This window comes from Paenibacillus paeoniae, from assembly GCF_003388735.1.
GTDB classification, from domain to species: Bacteria; Bacillota; Bacilli; order Paenibacillales; family Paenibacillaceae; genus Pristimantibacillus; species Pristimantibacillus paeoniae.
Genome location: NZ_QUBQ01000001.1, coordinates 990,507 through 1,012,353, shown reverse-complemented (window position 1 = coordinate 1,012,353; position 21,847 = coordinate 990,507). Strand labels below are relative to the sequence as shown.

At 45.3% G+C, this 21,847-nt stretch carries 14 protein-coding genes, 1 tRNA gene and 1 pseudogene; 11 read left to right on the top strand and 5 right to left on the bottom strand.

Annotated elements, in window-relative coordinates; genetic code table 11:
- The first annotated feature begins 29 nt into the window (after nucleotides 1–29).
- From DX130_RS04440 to DX130_RS04405, 8 genes are all read left to right on the top strand, one after another.
- Nucleotides 30–527, top strand: a complete 498-nt coding sequence (locus DX130_RS04440; protein ID WP_116043151.1) for a hypothetical protein — start codon at nucleotides 30–32, stop codon at nucleotides 525–527.
- An 11-nt stretch (nucleotides 528–538) separates the two neighbouring features.
- Nucleotides 539–1,705 (top strand): hypothetical protein, encoded by a 1,167-nt coding sequence (locus DX130_RS04435; RefSeq protein WP_116043149.1) that lies wholly within the window; start codon nucleotides 539–541, stop codon nucleotides 1,703–1,705.
- A gap of 16 nt (nucleotides 1,706–1,721) precedes the next feature.
- Complete coding sequence (locus DX130_RS04430) at nucleotides 1,722–2,186, top strand: hypothetical protein (RefSeq protein ID WP_116043147.1); 465 nt, start codon at nucleotides 1,722–1,724, stop codon at nucleotides 2,184–2,186.
- A 66-nt stretch (nucleotides 2,187–2,252) separates the two neighbouring features.
- On the top strand, nucleotides 2,253–2,870 hold the full coding sequence (locus DX130_RS04425; RefSeq protein WP_116043145.1) for a hypothetical protein: 618 nt from the start codon (nucleotides 2,253–2,255) through the stop codon (nucleotides 2,868–2,870).
- 2 nt (nucleotides 2,871–2,872) lie between these two features.
- Nucleotides 2,873–5,038: a discoidin domain-containing protein gene (locus DX130_RS04420; protein ID WP_116043143.1), complete on the top strand. Its 2,166-nt coding sequence runs from the start codon at nucleotides 2,873–2,875 to the stop codon at nucleotides 5,036–5,038.
- Between the two features lie 32 nt (nucleotides 5,039–5,070).
- Complete coding sequence (locus tag DX130_RS04415; protein ID WP_116043141.1) at nucleotides 5,071–6,756, top strand: DNRLRE domain-containing protein; 1,686 nt, start codon at nucleotides 5,071–5,073, stop codon at nucleotides 6,754–6,756.
- 51 nt (nucleotides 6,757–6,807) lie between these two features.
- Nucleotides 6,808–7,257 (top strand): phage holin family protein, encoded by a 450-nt coding sequence (locus DX130_RS04410; protein ID WP_165861154.1) that lies wholly within the window; start codon nucleotides 6,808–6,810, stop codon nucleotides 7,255–7,257.
- A 4-nt stretch (nucleotides 7,258–7,261) separates the two neighbouring features.
- Nucleotides 7,262–8,113, top strand: a complete 852-nt coding sequence (locus DX130_RS04405) for a peptidoglycan recognition protein family protein (protein ID WP_165861153.1) — start codon at nucleotides 7,262–7,264, stop codon at nucleotides 8,111–8,113.
- 55 nt (nucleotides 8,114–8,168) lie between these two features.
- Here DX130_RS04405 and DX130_RS04400 read toward each other — a convergent pair.
- A tRNA-Val gene (locus DX130_RS04400) sits at nucleotides 8,169–8,241 on the bottom strand.
- 162 nt (nucleotides 8,242–8,403) lie between these two features.
- Between DX130_RS04400 and DX130_RS04395 the strand changes: the two genes are divergently transcribed.
- Nucleotides 8,404–9,357: an S-layer homology domain-containing protein gene (locus DX130_RS04395; protein WP_116043134.1), complete on the top strand. Its 954-nt coding sequence runs from the start codon at nucleotides 8,404–8,406 to the stop codon at nucleotides 9,355–9,357.
- Between the two features lie 70 nt (nucleotides 9,358–9,427).
- On the opposite strand, the gene DX130_RS04390 is transcribed toward DX130_RS04395, so the two are convergent.
- A complete protein-coding gene (locus DX130_RS04390) occupies nucleotides 9,428–10,102 on the bottom strand; it encodes a uracil-DNA glycosylase (RefSeq protein ID WP_116043133.1) in 675 nt (224 codons plus the stop codon).
- A gap of 38 nt (nucleotides 10,103–10,140) precedes the next feature.
- Nucleotides 10,141–12,750 carry an RCC1 domain-containing protein gene (locus DX130_RS04385; RefSeq protein ID WP_116043131.1) on the bottom strand — a complete coding sequence of 870 codons (2,610 nt, stop codon included), beginning with the start codon at nucleotides 12,748–12,750 and terminating at the stop codon, nucleotides 10,141–10,143.
- Nucleotides 12,751–12,957: 207 nt separating this feature from the next.
- On the opposite strand from DX130_RS04385, the pseudogene DX130_RS26820 reads away from it, so the two are divergent.
- A pseudogene (locus tag DX130_RS26820) lies at nucleotides 12,958–13,338 on the top strand (NucA/NucB deoxyribonuclease domain-containing protein); the annotation flags it as partial.
- 69 nt (nucleotides 13,339–13,407) lie between these two features.
- On the top strand, nucleotides 13,408–13,563 hold the full coding sequence (locus tag DX130_RS26815; protein WP_240644463.1) for an excalibur calcium-binding domain-containing protein: 156 nt from the start codon (nucleotides 13,408–13,410) through the stop codon (nucleotides 13,561–13,563).
- Nucleotides 13,564–13,976: 413 nt separating this feature from the next.
- Here DX130_RS26815 and DX130_RS04370 read toward each other — a convergent pair whose 3' ends face one another.
- Nucleotides 13,977–14,426 (bottom strand): hypothetical protein, encoded by a 450-nt coding sequence (locus tag DX130_RS04370; protein WP_116043125.1) that lies wholly within the window; start codon nucleotides 14,424–14,426, stop codon nucleotides 13,977–13,979.
- 456 nt (nucleotides 14,427–14,882) lie between these two features.
- A complete protein-coding gene (locus tag DX130_RS04365; RefSeq protein WP_165861152.1) occupies nucleotides 14,883–21,767 on the bottom strand; it encodes an S-layer homology domain-containing protein in 6,885 nt (2,294 codons plus the stop codon).
- Between the last annotated feature and the right edge of the window lie 80 nt (nucleotides 21,768–21,847).

Below are 21,847 nucleotides of genomic sequence, written 5' to 3'. Positions count from 1 at the left end.
AACTCTGGTTTTCACGAGGTGAGCACTAAATGAAAGACGTAGCGGTACATGGATCAAATATCGTCGAAGTAATCAAGCCAGGTCATGTCACCTACACAAGGCAAGTTTATAGAGATACGGATACTTGTATAGATTGGAATGAAGAAGCAAAAAAATGCAATGAATATGAAAAAGCCTGGATGAATGCCGGGAGTTTCAGCACTGGTGCTAAGATTACTGGAACTGTTTTAGCTCCATCTTCAAAGCTACAGGTACAAGGTAAAAATGTCGCAAAAGTTGGCGATAAAACGAATGAAACATGGATTGCCTTCCCACCTATTCCATCAAATACTACAGACACTAGATACGTAAGTGTGCAGCCCGCTAGATCAGGTAGTGGACAAGGAGAAATTATTGGTGGTAGTTCAAAAGGCAATCTTGGTCCCACAAGCAGGGTAGCTTTAATAGGATCACTAGTAAAAACTTGCTTAGAAGGTACTACAACGACAATTGCTGATGGTAACACGAAGATGAACTTTAGTAGTTAGGAGGTGAGATATTGCCAAAATTACAAACTTATCTGGAGTACATTGACCCTACTGTAGGTGTGTGGAGAAGCGGTCGCCAAGGAGATGAATTTAAACCGCGGATCGACTTCCTTCCAGTAATCAACAACATTATAACTTTACTCGAGATGCCTTCCGAGCAACAAAAAGTACAGATTTCAGGCCTCCTTGAAAAATCTATGGAGCAGTTTAGGAAAATGAGGACCATACCTGAAAACGAATTTGTAGTCGATTACGCAAGTGGTATCATCATGTTTAATCCTATACACGAGGCGCGTACCTTTACAGTTTCTTATCATGGTAAGGGATTAATGATTTTACCTGCCTCACGAGTCTATGCCATGGCGCATAAAAACCCGAATGTTATTGTTACTCTTCAGGATTATATTGATTCTCTTAAAGACTATTCACTCACCATAAATTCAAAAATAGTAGATATAAATGAGTTAATTAGTGAAGTGAATGATTTAATAGACTCATCTAATGCGGCAACAGATAATGCTATTCGTGCAACAGAAAATGCAAATCATGCAGCAAATGACGCAATAAGAGCCGCCGATTCTACATTAGTAATTCGTAAAGCTCCTGTAGATACATTTGATGACCTTGCAGTGGTATACCCTGTCCCTGATAATGGTTGGCAAGTAACAATCAATACTACTGGAGACATATTCAGATTCAGTTCATTTTCAGGAATTTGGGAAATAGTAGGTAATTATCTTGGTGGTTCAATCCCCTATGCTTCAGATATTTCAGATGGGCTTGTACGGAAAGAAGACTATAGTAATTTTGCTGTTCGAAGTATGTTTTTTAGCATACCTAAAATTATTACAGCTGGTGTTCAAGCTATAGGTATGGGGAAAATCCCGTTTCGAGGTGAGCTTTATAAAGCACAAGCCTATTGTGTTGAAAGTGGAATTAGCAATCCAATAGTTTTATCAATTGAGAAAATTTCAGAAAACGATTTTAGTAGCTCAGGTGTTTGGGATAATGTCTTCTCTCAAAACCTAGTTTTGCCAGTTGGTGAACAAAGAAGCATCGGTGGCACAATAGCTGATGTACACTGTGATACTGGAGACTTCTTTAGAGTGTTTGTATCTCAGTATGACAGTAATGCAAAAGGGATAACGATCCAATTAGACTTTAATACAGCAGTATAACATAGGAGGAATTTATATGGCAGCACCCTTAATTAGTTGGTATTCTTCAAATAATCAATCTCAAGTAACCCAATGGCAAATAGGAACTGTAGATGCAGGTTCCACGTCTCAAGATACAACCTTTTTAATTTGGAATAATAGGGGTGGAAATGCAGTTGTATCTGATGCGCAAGGTTGTACAATTACAACGAAAGACATCTCAGGTGGTGATACAGGCGAACTCGTAACTGAAAGATGGATCAAGGTACGTGTTGACTCTATGAGCGAATCATCTTTTACTGCAATTGGTGGGACAACCACTAAAGCAATTAAAGCTGGCGGTTCAGCTCCTGCTGGTATCATTAGAGGTACTGTTAATGATGGTACAATAGCAAATGCAGCAGCTAACTTTGCACAAGTCACTGCACATGCAACCCCATCAGTAACTGCAACAGCTGGAAATGTAGACTTTTTGCTACGACTCTCATATACATTCGTTTAAAGATAAAAAATACTAAACATGAGAGAGTGAAATATACTCTCTCTTTTCCAATACAATGGAGGTAATATGTCTACAAACAAAATATTTTTATCAAGCCCTGTCTCTGAACGAGACTTCATATGGATGGCAGCTTACTCTGATGGTTCGTTTCTGACTGAGTATTCTTTTGACACAAAACAAGAAAATTCATTTTATGAAATTGACAAAGAAAAAATCATTAGGTTTGGGTTAATTGGTCAAGGTATGAATATGTATTATGAAGTTCTCGGTGGTGTTTTTAAAATAGTTGGTCGCATGGTTGAAGTTATTTATAAAGATAAAAACACAAATAAAGAGTATTTTTTAACTGGTAATCCTTTGACTATGTACAACGATTTAATTCAATATAAGAATGCATCTATTGATTTTGACCCACTTGAGAGAGAGGGTACAGGGGAATCATTTATCACACAATACAACTTTGGATATAAGACCAGTCTTGACATTGACGGTGTTAAGTTTCATTTTAAGGCAATATGCTGTGTGCCCTATGGAGGAAATGTATATTTGAATATTCGTGTCGTAGCTGATAAGGATTTTGATAATGGTTCTTTGGTTGTTAGAAAAAACAATAGTGAATTATTTGAATATGATGCTCCAATTATAGCTACTCAGGCTTATGAGTTTAATTGGGAGGTGAGTTAAATTTGGCGGTAATAATTAGTAGTAATCAAAATGTTAATTTTGTTACTGGAGAACATGTCAACACAGAAGCGGTGAATCAAGAGTTGTTAATGGAGAGTATCGGAGAAATCTACACTGTTAGTGATCAAACATGTGTTCCAAATATGACATCATACACTTCTCCGTCTGGTATTGTAACTTACTCTTATCAAAATGGTGCTACTCCCGCTTGGCAAGTTTTTAATAGAACAACAGGTGGATGGCAAACTCTTTCAGGATCATATCCTCATTGGGTCGCATATGAATTCAATACTCCAATGATAATTTCAAAAATAAGTATAACAATTGGATATAACGAATCTCATATTCGATTAGCACCTACATCTTGGGAGTTTCAAGGTACTAATGATAACGGTCAAACGTGGGATACTTTGGATGAGCAAAATAATATTACATGGACAACTATTTCAGAAACTAAAACATTTGAGTTTAAGAATGTTCGTTCCTATATAAAATACAGACTGTTTATTCTTCAAGCCCCAACTAATACATGTAGAATAGATTTTCTCCAATTCATGGATTTAAAAGCAGGTACAGGATATCATACAAATGGTTATCATGAATCAGATACTATCGATATGAGTAGGTATTTTAAAGGAATTAAGAAAGTTGATGTAACTAGTATTGCACCTGATCAAACAAAACTAATTGTTTATTCATCTACATCAGAAAATTCGATTATTTTTACGAATTGGGAAAAGCTTAATAATGGTACTGTAGTATCTCCACAATTTAGATATATAAGATTTAAATCAGAATTAGAAGGTGCTAAGAATACATTACTTAGGAAAATAATTTCATTTTCCGTAGATGAAGTTAGCCAATTTTCAGAAAACACCAACCTGATTTTTAACGGGTCATTGAGAATTAAAGAAGGGACACAATTTCCCACAACCCAAATAACGAAGCAAATTATCGATTACAAGATTGATCCAAGCTTCAAAGGTGTATTTATAGAAACAAACGAAAAGGGAAGGTATTCTGAAAATTTAATACCAGCAATGACATCACTCACCACTCCTAGCGGGATTGTTTCTGCTGGATCTCAAAATAGTGCGAGCACTCCTGCATGGCATGCCTTTAATAGAGAAAAAAATATCGAAGGTTGGGTTGCAATCAGAACAACTACATTAACCAATAAATGGATAGCATATGAATTTCTCACTCCCAAAATTATTACTAAATACACAATGGAAATGGGTAGTGCTGGACGATCACCGTATTGGCCCTCTTCGTGGATATTTGAAGGTACAAATGATGGGTTAAACTGGACAATTATTCAAAGAGAAACAGGGCATTCTTGGGTGCCTAATGAGAAAAAAACGTTTAATCTGCACAATAAAAATCTTTATAAAACGTATCGGATTTCTAATATATCGTCATCCTCATCAGGGCCGATGATTGATGAAATTGAAATGATGTATTTCTCAACAATTCCCAACCTAAGAATTGCAGTAAGTGGTGATAGTGGAATAACATGGAAATCCTATTCAGAACTAAGTAATAATTGGATTGAAATTGATGTAGATGATGAAGACAACTTTTCGCAATATGGTATGACTTCACAAACAATAAATAGTTTAGAACTAAATGATTGGGATTGGGTATTTCAAAACAACACAATAAGATTCGCATATTATCTTCATCAAAATAACAGCGAAGAGATATTGGAAATAAATAATCTATTTGTTAATTCCATTGCTGCCCCAAATGCTCCGAAAGTTACTTCAATAGTTGTACATTACGATGAGTTAGATCCTAAGTATTCTGGTTTAATGTTTATGGACACCGCCCATCAATACTATACAACCTCAATAGGTGAGATACTGAAATACTTAAACTTTGGAACATTAATAGCAGGACAAACTTCTCTTGATTTTAATGTTAAGTTAACGAACACCTACCCATTTGATGTTGAAAACATACGCATTTCATCTGAGACATCTTCAAGCAAAATAAATGTACAACTAAGTAAAACCAGTTCACCTTTTGTAGCTGAATGTAATTTATTGTTCGATCAACAACTACTGTTTGATGAAATACTGGATTTTTATGTTCGTATTCAAATTGATGATGACGCTGTTGGAGAAACTACTTTCGATATTAAAGTTGATGCAGATCCAATTTAAAATCTCAATACAATGGGATTGGAGGCGTAGTTTTGAATGAATTTACAAATGTAGTGGGAAAAATCTTTATCGCTCCTAGAAATAAGATGAACGGTTTGGTTTCAGTTATTGGCTCTCAAAAGGATAATTTGACATCAAAAATTCACGTTACTCAACATCAAAGCATCCTATCAAGAATAAATGTTTACACTGATGAAGTTGTCATTCAGCCTTCATATCCTCCGACAATAAGCAACCAACGAAAAGGCTATCTTCGTGTACCAAACAGACAAAATTTAATTTCCAACATTAAGATACTCCCTAGAAACAAAATGACTGCTTTAGTTGAAATAATAGTACCTCCCACGTACACATTAGAGTTGCATTCAATAAAGGATTCATTTATTCGAAGTCAAATTCCAACTTTGAATTATGGAAATGCAGAATCAATGCTGGTCGGAAATCGAAACAATGATAATGAGGCATATCGATCATTAGTTGAATTTGATGACAGTCAGATTCCGAAAAACGCAAAGATTGTCTCGGCAAAATTGAAGCTCTATAATACTCAAATTAATACTGGAACTCATCAGGTGGGGGTTTATACTTTTTCTTCAGAGTGGCTTGAAGATGGCGTAACATGGGTAAATCAGCCAGCTATTAAAGATCTAATAAGCATTACGTCTCTAGGAGAAACTGGATTTAGTGATATTGATGTTACTGAGGCAGTAGTAAATTGGTATAGCGGACTAGAGAAAAATAACGGCTTGATCTTGAAAGCAATGAATGAAACTTACTCACAAAGAGAACAGTTTTCAACTAGAGAAAGTCAGTTTAATAAGCCTATCTTAGAAGTTAGTTATAAATTAGATGTTGTTTATAGTTCAGGTAGAAGTAACTTAAACTCTAATATTTTTATTCATGCTGTTGATAGTAATCAATTAAAAGGCAGTCTTAACATAAGAGAATATGATACATCAAGAGAGTTGAATTCTACTCTCCGTGTAACAAATTTCAACTACATGCTTGAGTCAAATATTTCTATTAATAAACCATCACTGAGTTCCTATCTCACTGTTAAAAGAAAAGACGAACATAATATTACTTCTACTATTCAGGTAAGAGTAAAAGGTGGATATTTGCCACAAGACAATCTCCGTTCTAATATCAATGTTAGCATTAAGAATAGAGTGGGACATATTAAAGTTCCATCCCGCAGCAATGTCGCCTCTAAGCTAAATGTTAGAGTGTATCAGAATGATAGGAATAACATTGTCTCTAATCTTGTAGTAACTAAAGATCGAGTACATGGTACGATTATCATTCGTAGAACTGGCAAAGATAAATTATTCGGTAACATAAAAACAAGAATTCATAAAGACCAGTATGGAAAGTTGTTAATTAGTAGAAAAAGTGTTCTCTCACACATCCGAGTCACTGACTATGACCAGATAACAGGTCATCTGACTGTGAACCAAGTTGAAGAAATAAAATCAATAATTACAATTCCAACCAGAAAGAGTCTCCCTAGCAAAATTAATATTATTCACTCTTCTCATGTACCATCTAGCATCTTTGTCCTCTCAGGCTTCTTAAGATCAAACATAAAGATACCTGATTATGGCGAGTATGTAGTGAAGAGTAGAATTACAGTAAGAGTAAGAAGCATTAGTGAAATACGAAGTAACATCAATATAGTCGGAGATAATATACATGGAGGATTTGTTTACATTCTCTAATCAAAGAGCGTCATTAGGGCGCTCTTTTCTTTTAAAAAGGAGCTCATAAACTTGGAAAGAATCGATCTTATCGTTAAAGCTATTGTTGGGTTCGCTGCAGGTTTATTTTCGATTATAACATCGCACTTTGGCATTTTCTTTGCCGTGCTTTTTGTCATTATGCTTTTGGATTTCATTAGCGGCATCTTTACAGCCATATACACCGGCGAAAAGCTTAACAGCAAAAAAGGCTTTAAAGGCCTGTTCAAAAAGGCCCACACGTTAATTCTAATTGGATGCGTAGCCTTGATTGAAATATATGTTTTGAAAAGTAACGGGGTATTTACGGACGGAATCAGCGGGGTATTTATTCTGATGGAGTTTGTATCGATTGTTGAGAATGGTCGCGCAATCGGTAAATTGCCTGTAGCATTTGATAAGTTTATATCCATCATGAAGAACAAAGTTGGAGAATCAGAAGATCATCACATCCATCCCGATGAGCAGATCAAGAAAGGATAATCTAATGACTTATCAAATAGTTGAGCGATTGTTAACGCCAAACAAATTTTCGCGCCCGAAACTTCCCATCAGAACAATGAAAGGAATTGTAATTCACTGGGTTGCCAATCCAATGACATCTGCAAAAAACAACAGGGATTTCTTCGAGTCCCGCAAAGGCGGACTCAAATCATATGGTTCTGCACATGAAATTATTGATTTGGATGGTTCTGTTTATGTATGCATACCCAAAAATGAAATCGCCTATCATGTTGGATCTAATTTACCCTACACCACTGGCGTTACGCAGATCTACACTTCCCTGACATGGGACAAGTTAAATACAAACTCGTCACGCCACACAAAGCCGTATCCCAATAATTGTACTTACGGAATCGAAACCACCCATTTAGACCGGGATGGCAGAATGACTGACGCTACATATGACACACTAGTAGAAAGATGTGCTGATCTATGTAAAGAATTTAAGCTAAATCCTATGACAGACATCTATCTTCATCAAGAAGTTGTTGGTTGGAAAGATTGTCATCGTTGGTTCGTCAACCATCCATTGGAATGGATTAAATTCAAACAAAAAGTTCAAGAAATAAGTAATGAGGATGAGCCCATGACTAAAGTAGAAAAAGAGGAATTTGATAAGCTTAAAAGTATCGTCGAAAAGCAAACTTCGATTATTACAGCTTTACATAAAACGATTAAAGAGCTGCAAGATAAGGACATAATGAAAGAAGTGCCTGATTGGAGCAGACAAGCCGTCGAAGCTGCTGAAAGAGCCCGACTAATTGATACTCCTGCCAATGGATCTTACGACTTTTATCGCCTTCTAACCATTCTTTGGCGCAGAGGTATCATCTAACAATAATAACTCTAAAAAAGCAAAAAGCCCTTGGTTTCCCAAGGGCTTCTCTGTATGATCTGTAGTGGGCTCGAACCACTGACCCCTACCCTGTCAAGATAGTGCTCTCCCAGCTGAGCTAACAGATCGCGTTAACGACAAGATATAATATATCAAATAAACGGATGCAGGTCAATACTTTGGGCATCAGCTTTTCAAAAAAATTTACCTTTTGAGGAATACGTTGCAACCTATTGGCGAAAGCTTCCGTCAAAGAATATGCAGCTGCAAATACAAAACGAGGTGAGCACATGAAGAAGAAACCATTGTTAATCATGGCCCTAACAGTCATCCTGATCTTTACGCTTGGACAAACCGTGATGGCATTCTCCGACGTAGCCAACAATCCCTATGGAGACAAAATCAAGGCGCTGAAGGAGAAAGGGATCTTGAGCGGTGTTGCGAATGATCAATTCAAACCCGGCGACAAGCTTACTTACGCATCCGGTGTTGCGATGCTGGTGAAAGGTCTGGATCTCAATATTGACCACATCCGTTTTATCAAAGCCCCACAAGCAACCGATTACTTTCCGAATTTGAGCGATGACGCATGGTACTCGAGTGCGTTCATTATTGCTGCTAACAATGGACTTGAAATTCCAAAAGACGTAAAAGCCAATGATCCAATCACGAAGGAGCAATTCGCACATCACCTGTTCCAAGCTATGATGACGAAAGGCGACTACGCGTTTATCGAAATCTTCAAAACCATTAAAGACGAAGCTGATGTGAACAGCGCTTATATGAACAGCATCCAGAAGCTGCTTATTAGCAACATCGCAACAGTGGACAAAGACAATAACTTCTACCCGACTCAGCCGATTACACGCGGCGAAGCTGCAGCTTGGCTGCATGACGGCATGAAGTTCGTAGCAGAAACAACACCGATCGAGCCTCAACCAGAATTGCCCCAGTTTGAGCAAAAGCTTACGGTTGAAGCTGTAAACGATTCGATCAATAAAGTAACGATTACAGCCCAATTGCCTCATCCGGGTTATGGGCTGCGTATCGCATCGATCCAATTCGAGGGAGATCAAGCTGTTATCCACACAGAGCCAATCCTTCCGGATCCCGACAAAATGTATCCACAAGTCATTACTGAAGTGAAAGTAACAACTTATGTAGATGCAGCATTCAAACCAGTTCTGGCTGCAAAAACTGACGGAAGCTCGGCCTCCGGCAGCACAGGCATTGTCAACGAATAATCTGACTACGATAAAAGGGCCGCTTCTCCTACTGAACCTAGTTCAGTAGAGATGCGGCCCTTTTTTTTGATTAATCTGCTATGCGCCAATCGATGGGTTGAATCCCATTTTCGATAAGAAATTCATTTGCTCTGGAGAAAGGCTTGCTGCCAAAGAAGCCATTTCTCGCAGCAAGCGGGCTTGGATGTACGGAAGCGATCATGCCATGCTTATTCGTATCAATCGATTTAGCTTTATCTTGTGCATGCTTGCCCCATAGGACGAACATCGTCGGCTGTTCCCGCTCACTCAGCAGCTTGATAATCTTGTCCGTGAACGTCTCCCATCCCAGCTTCTGATGAGACGCCGGCTTCCCGTCCTGTACGGTCAACACGGTGTTTAGCAGCAGTACGCCCTGGCGCGCCCAAGACTCCAGATAGCCATGTGCAGGAAGCTCACAGCCCATATCCTCTACCAGTTCCTTATAAATATTGCGCAGAGATGGAGGCAGCTTCACCCCTTTTTGGACGGAGAAGCTTAAGCCATGGGCTTGTCCATGTCCGTGATAAGGATCTTGCCCCAAAATGACAACCTTCGTATTGGCAAATGACGTAAACTTGAGTGCAGCAAATAAATGCTCTTTTGGAGGATAAATCGCTGCTTCCTCGTACTGAGCCTCAATCGTTTCCAGCAGCTTCTGCATATATGGCTTGGACAGCTCGTCGTTTAAGTGTCCGCTCCAATCATTGTCTGGTAATGTAATCAACGTCTTCCAGCCTCCCTATCTTCGAAATCTCTCTTCCATTATAACTGGATTCCGAATGGAAGCCTATCGCCCCAAACAACAGATGTCCCGTCCTTCTTGAGTACGTAAGTTGCACCATTCAGCGCAAAGATGCGATCGACATTTTGGATTTTTGCCGGATGATTGAAGCGGTCCACTCCCGCTCTTGTGTCATAGTCGAAAATGGTTCCGTCAGAGCAATAGATGACGAAGTGTCCATCCGCTCCTGTAATCGAAATCACATTTTTCATATTTACAGGTATTCTGCACTCGTCTCCCCAGCAGACCACCGTTCCGTCTTTCTTCAAAGCCATCGTATTTTGTCCAGCTATCGCAATTGCTTTTACATTATTCAGGCCCTTTGGCATAGGTGACCGTCCAGAAACGTCTCCCCATTCCACAACAGTTCCATCCTTGCGAAGGGCTGCTGCGTAGAATTGGCCTGCTGCAATTGCAGTAGCATTTTTCACAGCGGCAGGTACTTTCAGAACAGACGACCCTCCCCATCCCCATGCCTTTACCGTTCCGTCTTTCTTCAAAGCAAGCGAGAAATCCGGACCTGCAGCAATATCGATAACGTCCTTTAATCCGCTTGGTACAATAGCTTCAGGAGTACGATAAACATTGCCTGCCAAATCTACGCCGCTATGGCCTCCCCATGCTTCGACAGTTCCATTCTCTTTTAATACCAACGCATGCATAATTGAAAATGCATATTTTTTCAAGCCGTCCGCACGCTCGGGAGCATCGGCCATGATATGGCTGTCACCCTGAATAAAAATTCGTTTATCTTTGCTGACTACAAATTGGATTTCATTATTTCTGTACATAAAAGATACGTTCTTCATCTTCTTTAATTGAATATTATCTCTGTATTCATACGGATCAAGCACCATAACTTCCCCGTTCGTCATAACCCCGATATCACCATTTAACTGGCGAAATGCCAACTGATCGTATCTCTTCAACTCTATGCCTGTGTACGCATTCATAGCGATTGCTGTTCCATTATCCAATAGCACCCACAATGCTTGTGATTGAGCGCCAAAGCTGATGGAGACCGGCTTTGCTCCTTCATTTTTTAATGTATCGATACGTGTCACTCTACCGAATTCATCCCATATCGTAATAACGGTATTCTCATCAAGAATGGCCGCGTATACGTCTCCGCTCGCAATGGCAGTTGCTTTTGCCGTTAGAGCTGGCATCATATCAGCTTTATATCCCCAAGCGATGACTGTGCCGTCCTTCTTCAAAGCGAGATTAGGGACACCTGCCGCAATAGCAACAACTTCTTCAAGGCCATCCGGCAATTTGGTGAATCCAAGACGAGTGGTTCCCCAAGCCGTAACCTTTCCATCCTGGCTTAACGCTAATGAGTACTCATAACCTGCTGCTACTGCCGTTACATTCAGCAATCCGGACGGAACGGAAGCTTCACCATAATTGTTGTTGCCCCAGGCGATCACCGATCCATCCTTCTTCACGGCTAACGCATGTTGATTTCTGGACACGGATACCGCCACAATATCCTTTGTCCCAGCAGGAATCTTTTTCAATTGTGGCGAGCTGAATTTGGACCATTGGGTTAACGTTCCGTCTGCACGAATAGCCACATATTCCGAATTGTTCACGGCAACGGATGTGACCGACGAAGCTGCTTGCATCGGAACAAAGCCGCCAAAATATCCTGATGGCCACTGTACAAACTGACCGTCCTGGGTCAATCCTAGAAAATCCGCTTCCGAGTCTACCACCATAGAAGCGAGCTTAGGCATATCTGGAAGCAGCGATACCTTTCCCTCCTTCCATACGGCCATAGAACCGTCAGCCCGCAGCAGGTAAATTTCGTTAAAGCCCGCTTGTATGCCAACGATATCGCGATAAGGCGCTGTTTGAAGCTCCTTCTTTTCGAAACCGCTGCCCCAGGCAATCGCTCTTCCATCTTTCATAAGAGCCGCGGACACTTGTGAACCCGCTGCAACAGCAATAACATTCGAAACCTCTTTAGGCACCTTGGTATTTCCCCTGTAATCGTTGCCCCATGCGGTTACCGTGCCATTCTTTTTCAGAGCCAGCGCATGGTAGGCACCGCTTGAGATATCCGTAACGCCTGCCAAATCCTTCGGCATCGCCGTCAGCGGGCTGCCTCCATCATCGCGGTAGCGGTGGTACGAAACTTTACCCGTCTTATGTACGATTAAAAGTGTGCCCGCACTTGCAGATATGGCCACGGCGTCTTTCACCTTGGCCGGATCAACCCCCGCGTGAATGCTTTGCAGGATATCGCCGCTGCCCCATTTGACGATTGTTCCGTCCTTTTTCAGGGCGAAAGCCATCTTGCCAGAGGAAGTTAACGCCGTTACGTCACGCACATTGGCAGGTGTCTTAGGCTCACCAACAAATGGATCACCCCATACGGCCACAGAGCCGTTATTTTTGACAGTCATATAATGATAATAATTTGAAGACAGCTTTTTTTGATTGGCAAGAACCTCGGTCGCGGTCAGTTTCTTAACCTGATTAACAGGACCTGATTGTACAGCAGCCTCTGCTTGCGGCAACCCGGATAACAACACCAGGAATACGATAACAATTAGTAGGCTTTTCATCGTGTTGCTAGGCTTCATTCTCTTTCTCCTCCATCCAACAATTGGATAACTAGTTGCCCAATCATTATACGATGAATAGCCAATCTTGTCTCTTGCTGTCTAAAAAGGAGAGATAGTCTCGCTTTCAAATATCGCCAATTCTCTATTAATGTTGTAAGCTTAATGATGATCATCATGAAGGGAGTTTTTTGAAATTTGAAGAAAATCATCATATTCTCATTCCTCATTTTGGTGTTGCTGACTGCTTGCGGAGAGTATGAAATCAGGACAGTCCAATCAACAGAATACGACTACGAGCTGATATTCCCGAGCGACAAATACCCGGAGACCGCACTCCATATTCATGGGGCTATTGCGCAAGGCTACTCTAGCATCTGCACGATAGATCGAGGTGGAGCCGAATCGAATCGCAAAAAATCGCTTGCGGGTATTGATACGAAAAACGGCTATGACCGAGATGAATGGCCTATGGCCATGTGCGAGGAAGGCGGGAAAGGCGCCAGTGTCGCCTATATCGACTCAAGCGATAACCGAGGAGCCGGCAGTTGGGTTGGACATCAGCTATCGGATTATCCCAATGGGGCAAAAGTTCTTTTTGTCGTCGATAAGCCGAAGGTTCTATTCCCGAATCATCCGGTAACGGCTAATCCGTCAGACGCTCCGGCGGCGACGCCTATTACTAAGAAGCTCCCTAACGAGGATGCAAAGGAAGAAGTTGTATATGCCAACTGCGCTGCCGTTAGAGCTGCGGGCAAAGCGCCACTACATAAGGGTGAACCAGGTTACAGCAAAAAGCTGGATCGTGATGGCGATGGAGTTGCGTGTCAATAAGAAGAGTGCTGCGAAGGTGATTCGCAGCACTCTTTATTATTAAGTATAAATGGAGTATAGAAACTCTACATCATAGGTCTTACGCTTCACCATACTTCATTACCAAACAAAACCTCATAAACTATAAACTCCACCACCGGTTTATATCCCATCTATGCAATTGGTCATAGTTCTTAACATTCCAATGCGGTCGCTTCATTTTGTCTGTTTGAACATCCTTCATCAACAATTCAGTAAAGAGCAAGCACTACAGCCATAACAAACTTTGCAATTTTCATTCTGACGATACTCATCATGACTTTACCTTTATTTCTGATTGAAATCAGATGTAGAAAAGGAAGCGTATCAACTTTTAAATTCTGTAACCATATTTAACTTTGCATTATACGTAATAAAATATAGTAAGCAGTAAATCAACTATAACTTATAGTGAAATTGTACGTTTGAGTGGTCGAGTATTGAGTTAGGTCATGTCCTCTGACTTGAAAATAGATTGTTTCACCAGGTTTTATGGTGCTTGCCCCACCTTGATCGCTATTACCTACGCCGTTATCAGATACTGCAACAGTAACTGGTGACCCACCCCAGAACACAACCATGACGAGGTCATAGTTTTTACCACTTGGCGAAATCAGTGTTGCTGTTATCGATTTATTACTACCAGTATTATTCGTCCAAGAAAACCAATCTACATCAGCAGGAGAATCAATATAAGTCGATATCCCTAGAATAGGAGCTTGAAGCTGATAGGCCGTTGGCAAACTATCAGCCCACCCATCATAAGCAAAAGCAGAAGTTGCACCTGCCAAAGTCATCACTAGAGCCAACATACCAACAATCATTTTCTTCCCGATTCTCTTCATGAATTATCCATCTCCCTCCATTTTTAGGCCAAAAAGTATGAACACAGTTATAAAGATACCATTTTACCCAAAAATAGGATATAGTCTAGGAGGACTAAATCCATACTTCTATCGTTTGACGTTTCCTGTACTTTTGTCCAATAAAAATTCAGTATAAAGATCTATGATACTTAAGAATGATATTGAAAAATGGATGATAACTAATAGTTTATACGTTAACGTTAATTGAACGTAAAAAACCGCGGTATTTTAATTCCTGAGACGGCCTTCATACATCACAAGCATGTTAACACCGCTCTGCGCCACCACCCGATCTCTCCAGCGAACGAGCGGCAGGCATACATGTTTCGGATCCCAGCCCAAATCCGAATACAGCAAAACGACGCCCGAACCGTCTATGGTTCGGGCATCGTTTCTTTTTGTCGCTTCACTCCGGCTTCGTTCAGCCGAAAGTGTCTACTCGTCGATCAGCTTCATCTCCAGCAGCACACGCTTCAGCACAACAACCGCTTCGGCACGTGTCGCCAGATCCTTCGGCGCAAAGACGATCTCCGTTTTGCCTTGCATAATGCCCAGCTTCACGACATGCTCGACTGCACTCCTGGCCCACACGCCAATCCGATCCCCGTCGCCGAACTTATCGGCCGCTCCGGATGCCGCACTGCTCGCACTCAGCGCATTCGCCGCCATAACCGCCATCTGCTCACGTGTGATCGTATCGTTCGGCCGGAAGTTTCCATCACCGAAGCCGGAGACCAAGCCTAACTCCGCTGCAATTGATACTTCGCGATAGAACCAGTCCGACGCCTTCACATCGCCAAAGTCTGCATTACCGCCGATGCCAGCCCGGAGTCCCAGTGCGCGCACCAGCAGCGCCGCAAATTCTGCACGGGTAATGGCATCCTGCGGTGCGAAGCGGCCCTCGGACTTGCCGAATACGATCCGCTTCGAAGCGAGCTGCTCAATGCTGCCGCGTGCCCAATGCCGTTCAATGTCGGTGAACGTCTTGGCACCATGAACCACAACATAAATGCTGTTGCCTGGACTCATGATCGTCGCTGTTGTACTCTCCTTCTCTGAGGAGAACAGTGCCGGTACGTAGCGGAACTCCCTCGTGCCCGGATTATAGATCATGGCCGCGGATGTTGCCGAATCCAACTGTCCGTCTACCGTAATGGTGCGCGTAATGTATGTCCGTCCGAAGCCGTTCAGCTCCTGCAGGCTGTCGCCACGCTTCAGATACAGACGGAACTGCACCGGCTCGCCCGCAAGTTCAAGCCCGGCCTCTCGCGCCCGAGACGCGATTTCATCGCGAAGCTGTGCTGTAACGCCTTCAATTTTCAAGATCAGCGTGCCATCCGCTTCTGTGTCGCCCTCAACGTACGGCGCGATCAGACTCATCAAGTCGACAGGCAGCACGTAGCTGGCTCTGCCCGACTTCGCAACGACCGATGCGCCCGGATTTTGCACCGCCGCAGCCCGAAGTGCTGCAATCGAAAGCTCCGCGATGCCTTGTGAATTCACGGACAGCTCGATGACCGGTTGCTTGCCCGCTGCGCCTTCACTTAGCCTTCTATCATTATCAGCCGAGCTTCCCGGTAGCTCGGTCGATCCGCCCGTTACGGTACCCTGCCCCGGCCCCTCCGGTTTATCCGACAGCTGATGGATCCGGAAGGCGTCTCCCGCTGCATTGTTAATTGCCCCAAACTTCGTATGGCGGATGATGACATTTTTGAAATTAATCGCGCCTTTAACCGTCGAGCCGACCTCCACGCCGGTCAATCCAGCTCCGTCGATGACCATATCCTCTACCGTCACCTTAGCGCGTGTGCTGCTGACGGATCCCAGCGTCTTGGCGCCGCCGATAGACAAACCGTGGTACGTGCTGTCGAGCACCGTATTATGGCGAATAATGACTTCGCTGTCAATATCGCGATCATAGGCATAAATCCAGATGGCACCCGTGTTGTAGCCTGCGCCAGGGTCGCTGCTGCCCGTGCGAATCAGCGTGTTTCGCTCTACAACGAACATGCCCTCGTACGGCGTTGGCGTGAATTTCGTCGATACGCTAATGCCCGAACCATGAGCGACCGTGTCCAGCACAATATTGTCCTGAACCTTATGATTTTTGCCGCCGAAAACAATGATATTGTTGGCCAGCCACGGCAGCTGCACCGTATTGAAACGATACGTGTTGTTCTCTGTGTAATCGGTCGGCACATTCTCCACGAAAGACCACATCGCCATGCCATCGTCGCCGGGATACCGGATGTTCATATGCTCGGCCATGCTGTTTTTCGTATTTACGGCGAAGTTCATGCCGTCCGCCATAACGTTGCGAATACGCGAACCAGCGATATAGAATTCATTCGTATACAGATCAGTGTTAAATGTGTAGCCGCCTTTGTTGATCGGACGGGTTAGCCATAGTCCGGTCTTCGTGTGCTCAATCCATACATTCTGGACCGTCGAGCCTGGACCAAACGCTCCTTCGAACCCATTCGTCTGCGCGTAGTCGTCACGCACGCTGATTTTTCCATCGATAAACAGATCGAAGACGCCGATATTGCTGCCGTTGCCAAAAAACTTCGCTCCGTTCAGAATCGTATGCCATTTACCCGCTCCGCGGATCGTCACGTTGTCCAGTATCAGCAGTCCGTCGCCGACCTCAAACGTGCCTTTCGGCACCCAAACGCCTTTGCCCTCCTCCTTCGCAGCTTCCATCGCGGCTTTGAACGCCTCTGTATCATCCAGGCCGTCATCCGCTACAGCGCCGAACTCAGTAATCGACAGGAAGCCCTCCGGCATCGCCAGCGCAGGCCCAGCCTGCTCCAGATCGATCAGATCGAAAATATAGTACTCTGCTTCGTCGGACTCTCGAACTTCCAGTCTGACGGTGGATCCCGCTGGAATCTGTCCGATAATCGCCCGCGCGTCGTCGAAGAAGCGATGCGCGCTGCCTTGCTTCGGATCGTTCGACCACGGATAGTTGCCGTATACCCAGGCATAAGCTGAGTTCAAATCCAGCTCGGCGCGGAACTGTCCGTCAACGTAAACGCCGATCGTTGCTTCAATGCCTCCGCCTGCCGGCGCATCCGGGATCGAGTAACGAACGACAATGGAGTCAGCGTCCTTGGCCGCTTCAAACTCCACGTAATGCCCCGTCTCGTTCAGCTTGACCACTTGCCGCCCGGAAGCCTCCGACGCCACATCCAGATAGACGCGGGACGGACCCAGCAGCGTGCCGTTCGTCGCCATATGCTCGGCTTCGTATGTCGTATACGGGAGAGTGGCCCCGCGATAATCCAGATTGACGTTGTCGTGCACCACGACGGCATCGATCAGCACCTGCCCCGTCCCGGTATCCGCAGCCGTCCGTTCCAGACTGACGGAGTTGTAGCCCTCACGCAGCGGCAGCGTTACGGCCAGTTCCCGCCATACGCCGCTACCGGTTGGCGCAAGCTGCAATTGTCCCGCTTCCAACCCGTTCACCTTCAAAGTCAGCGTTTGCGCAGTACTGGCCGGGTTGCTGTAGCGGATCGCGGCTTCATAATCGCCGTCCTCCTGCCCGTTGACTGCAATAATGGCCCGCGCGCCCGTCTTGCCAAAGCCTGACGCGTAACCGGTTGTCCCCGACGTCACTGCAACGCCGCCGGAGACGAACGCTTTTTCCGCTTCATAACGAACGGTACCTTCTACCGGATCAAGCGTCCAGCGGGAGGCATCATCGCCAGGTGCGCCATGTTGGATTGCCTCGCCGTTTTGCCTCAGCAGTTGGCCGCTTAGTAATACGCTAATGATCTCTTCGTAGCCCAGAATTTCGCGAACATTCCATTGCGCGCCGAGTCCGATCGGTGATGATCCGCGAGCGCTTGTCGTCACTTCGGAGCCAGCGGACGACACCATGAGCAAACGGCCGCTTGCCCGGTTCTTGAACAGCTTGTGACCATTATAGTCCTGCCTCAGCCAATGCGCTTGCGGATCGTCCGCCGTTGCCGCAGCGCCTGCCGGAATCGCTTTGCCGTCCCGCTCCAGCAGCAGCTCACCCGTTGCCTTGTTGATTAGTCGCACGTAGTTGGAATCGTCTAAGATCGCCGTTGCCGCATTGAGCTGCGGCTCCTCCGGCCATTCCGGCGTTACTGCCTCTGCCGGCGTAGTCTCAAACGTCCAATGCAGGTTTGTATTGGAAATCAGATGGAGTCCGCGCTCCGGATAACCCAGTGCGGAAGCCGTATTCAAATATTCATCCGAATAACCAGGCATCAAGCTCCGGAGCATAAATGCGTCTCCGATCGGAGCGCCCTCCACGATCCATTGCGACTTGCCAGCGTTCACATCGCTTGCCGTCGTTTCGGCATATTTGTAGTCCGGTGTCAGCGATACATACATACCGGTCGCGCGGTTTTTAATCCGCTGCGTGCCGTCGCCGCTCTCCAGCAGCCAATGCGAATAAGCATTGTCAGCCGCCGGTTTGCCGTATACAACCACGTTTTTGTCCGATTGGAGCAAATATTGCCCGTTTGCGACATTTTTGATCCGGATATATTGGACCGGCAGCAGCAGTTGATCCGCCGGTACACCTTCCATCGCGAATTGAATGTCGTCATCGCTGGCTTGCGGATTCGCGACCTGCTGCACATGGCCGAGCTCATCCTTGGTTGAGAGAAAACGCCAAGAATTCCATGCATTTTTGAACTGTACATATCCCGCTGTCGCTGCGTCTTCAATTACCCACTTGGGACTCGCCGCACCCCATTCCATCTCAAAGTGCTCGACGCTAATCGCCGATGCCGGGTTGTCGCGGTCCATAAATTCAATGTTAATGTAATGACCGGTCGCGCGGTTGCGGACATATTGCGCTCCGTCTCCAGCATCCTCCATGAACCAGTGCGTACGGGAATCAGAGGCGTCCAAATCGCCGTAGCGAAGCATCTTATCCTGCTCATACCAGTATCCGCTTGCGTTTTTGCTTTTGATCCGCACATACGGAGACATGTTCGGCGCATTTTCGAACGCAAACCATTTGCTGTCCTCCGCTTCCGGAGACGTCAATTGCGCGGAGCGAATGCGCTGCAGATGACCGAGACTGTCCCGGGTAGTCAAATAATGATCATTTGTCCAGCCGTTCCTGAACGCTTGGAGCTCTCCGTTTTCCTCCATCAGCCATTTGTGGCTGCTCCACCCTGCACCCACCTCGATAGCGCGAACAGCTATGTCCGCATTCTCAATCTCGGATTCGTCCGAACCTGATGGCTGCATCGACACGTAATGGCCCGTAGCGCGGTTGCGGATCACCTTGCGCCCGCCGTCCGATTCCTCCACCAGCCAATGCGACAGAAAATCGGTGTCGGCCGGATCGCCATACTTGACTACGCCGTTGTCCTCATACCAATAGTCGCCCGTCGTATTGTTTTTGATGCGTACATAAGACACGGCATCGCCCACAACGGTAACAAACTGCCATTTTGGACTGCCCCAGTTCGGATTAATGGCACTGTACTCCGCGTATTTGGTCAAGTTTTGCAAATTGATATACGCCTGTTCACCAGGAACATTGTTCAAATCCCGTGCGCTCCAGATGTTTCTGCCCCCGCCGTTGTCCTTAATGCGCCACAGTACGCTAAGCAGCTGTTCGTCGGTCAACGTCTCGATGTTCAGTTCCGACAGCGGCAAATGGCCCGTCGTTTGATTCAGTACGTTCAAATAATGACCGGTCGCGCGATTCTGGATCAGACTGCGGCCGTTGTAGCGCGTCACAATCCATTCGGCGCGTTGATCGCCAGATCTCGCGTTGCCGTATTTCAACACCCCGTTGTCATCTTCGTACAAATACATATTTTGCCATACATTGCGAATTTGCACGATCTGCGTGCCGCCGCCTGCGCTTGCAGCCGGGTCCTCTACATACCACTGCGCATCGCTGCCTGCGGAGTCGACCTCTCCCGCTTGGGCGAAGCCCGTTGCATCTCCTACATGGATGTACTGTCCGGATCGTATCGCACTTTCTATGCTAACGAAATTATCGTACAGAGGCGATTCATTCAACCGCCATTGTCCCGCGCCACCTTCGTCCGTCAGCACCTCCAGCGGATCTTCGGCAGCCCCGATATTTTGGGGCGACATATAGAGGCCGGACTGCAAATTGCGAATTCTTTTGCTTCCATTGTAATCCTCTATGATCCACTGATAAGCGGCACTGTCCGCCTCCAGCGCCCCGTATCTCACCAGTCCCTGGTCATCAAACAAATAAATCTTGCTGCTCTCGTCGCCAATATCCCGATAGTTGACGAGCCTGACCGGCTGGATGGCGGGAGCGACTTCGATTCGCCACTGCGCATTGTCATTGCCGGCGTTCGACCAGCTGTTGGAGCGGACAAAAACGTCTTCAAACTGCGTATTCAACACGTATGTCCCTTGCGGAATCTCCTCCGGCGAATCTTCCCCGGTATCGGCCGCAAATACGTTGGTGAAGGTGACGTAACCTTCGTTCGAAGCGGGTGCCATTACCCAGTGGTTTTTAGCGCTGGCTTCCCAGGTCTTACCTGTAATCGCCGCCCAATGCGTACCTTGCGTGACCACATGATTTGTAAGCGCGTTGCGGAGCTCAACCGTCGCACCTTCGTCTCCGTTATCCGTTACCTCCCGCACGTACCAATGGGATGCCGCATCTTGGTGTGCAATGTTGCCATACGCGATTTTCCCCTTATCCTCTCCCTCTTCCGTCTCTTCGTATAGATAGGCTTTCCTGAATTTGTTGTAGATCCGCACAGCCTGCTCCGTCTGCGCCGTCTCGAACGACCATTGCGGGCTTTCCCATTCCGCGCCGATATCTCCGCTAACCTGGGCGTAACCGAGTTGATCTTCCTCATGGATAAAATACGTCCCGCTCGTAAACTTTGCACTGCGGATCGTGAATTGACCCGCGCGGTTGACTGCAGGCTCCACGATCCAGGCCGTATCGCTCCCTGCTGCAGCTGACGCCGTAGTCAGCGCGCTGCTGCGTCCAGCAATGTCCGCAACTGATATGTACTGTCCTGTTGCCCGGTTGCGAATAGACTTGGAACCGCTTCCATTTGTTCCATCTTCAATCGCCCAATGCGAGCTTTCATCGGTAGCCGACGTGAAACCGTATCGGACGATACCGCTTTTGTCTTCGTACAAATAATGGTCTGTCCATCTGTTTTTGATGCGCACGAACTCGCTTGCCGGCGCCTGGTCAGCCGCTGCCCAAACTACGTTGTCCCCGCCCAGTGGCACCATTGGCACTGCAGCCAATGTAGAAAGCAGCATGACGATCGCCAGCAGTAGCGATATCGGTTTTCTCCTGCGTAACATCAACATTATCCAAGACCTCCTATTTTTTGAGCTAACCTCATTATAGGATAAGATCCCGGCTGCCATGATTGGCGTTTTTATGGGGA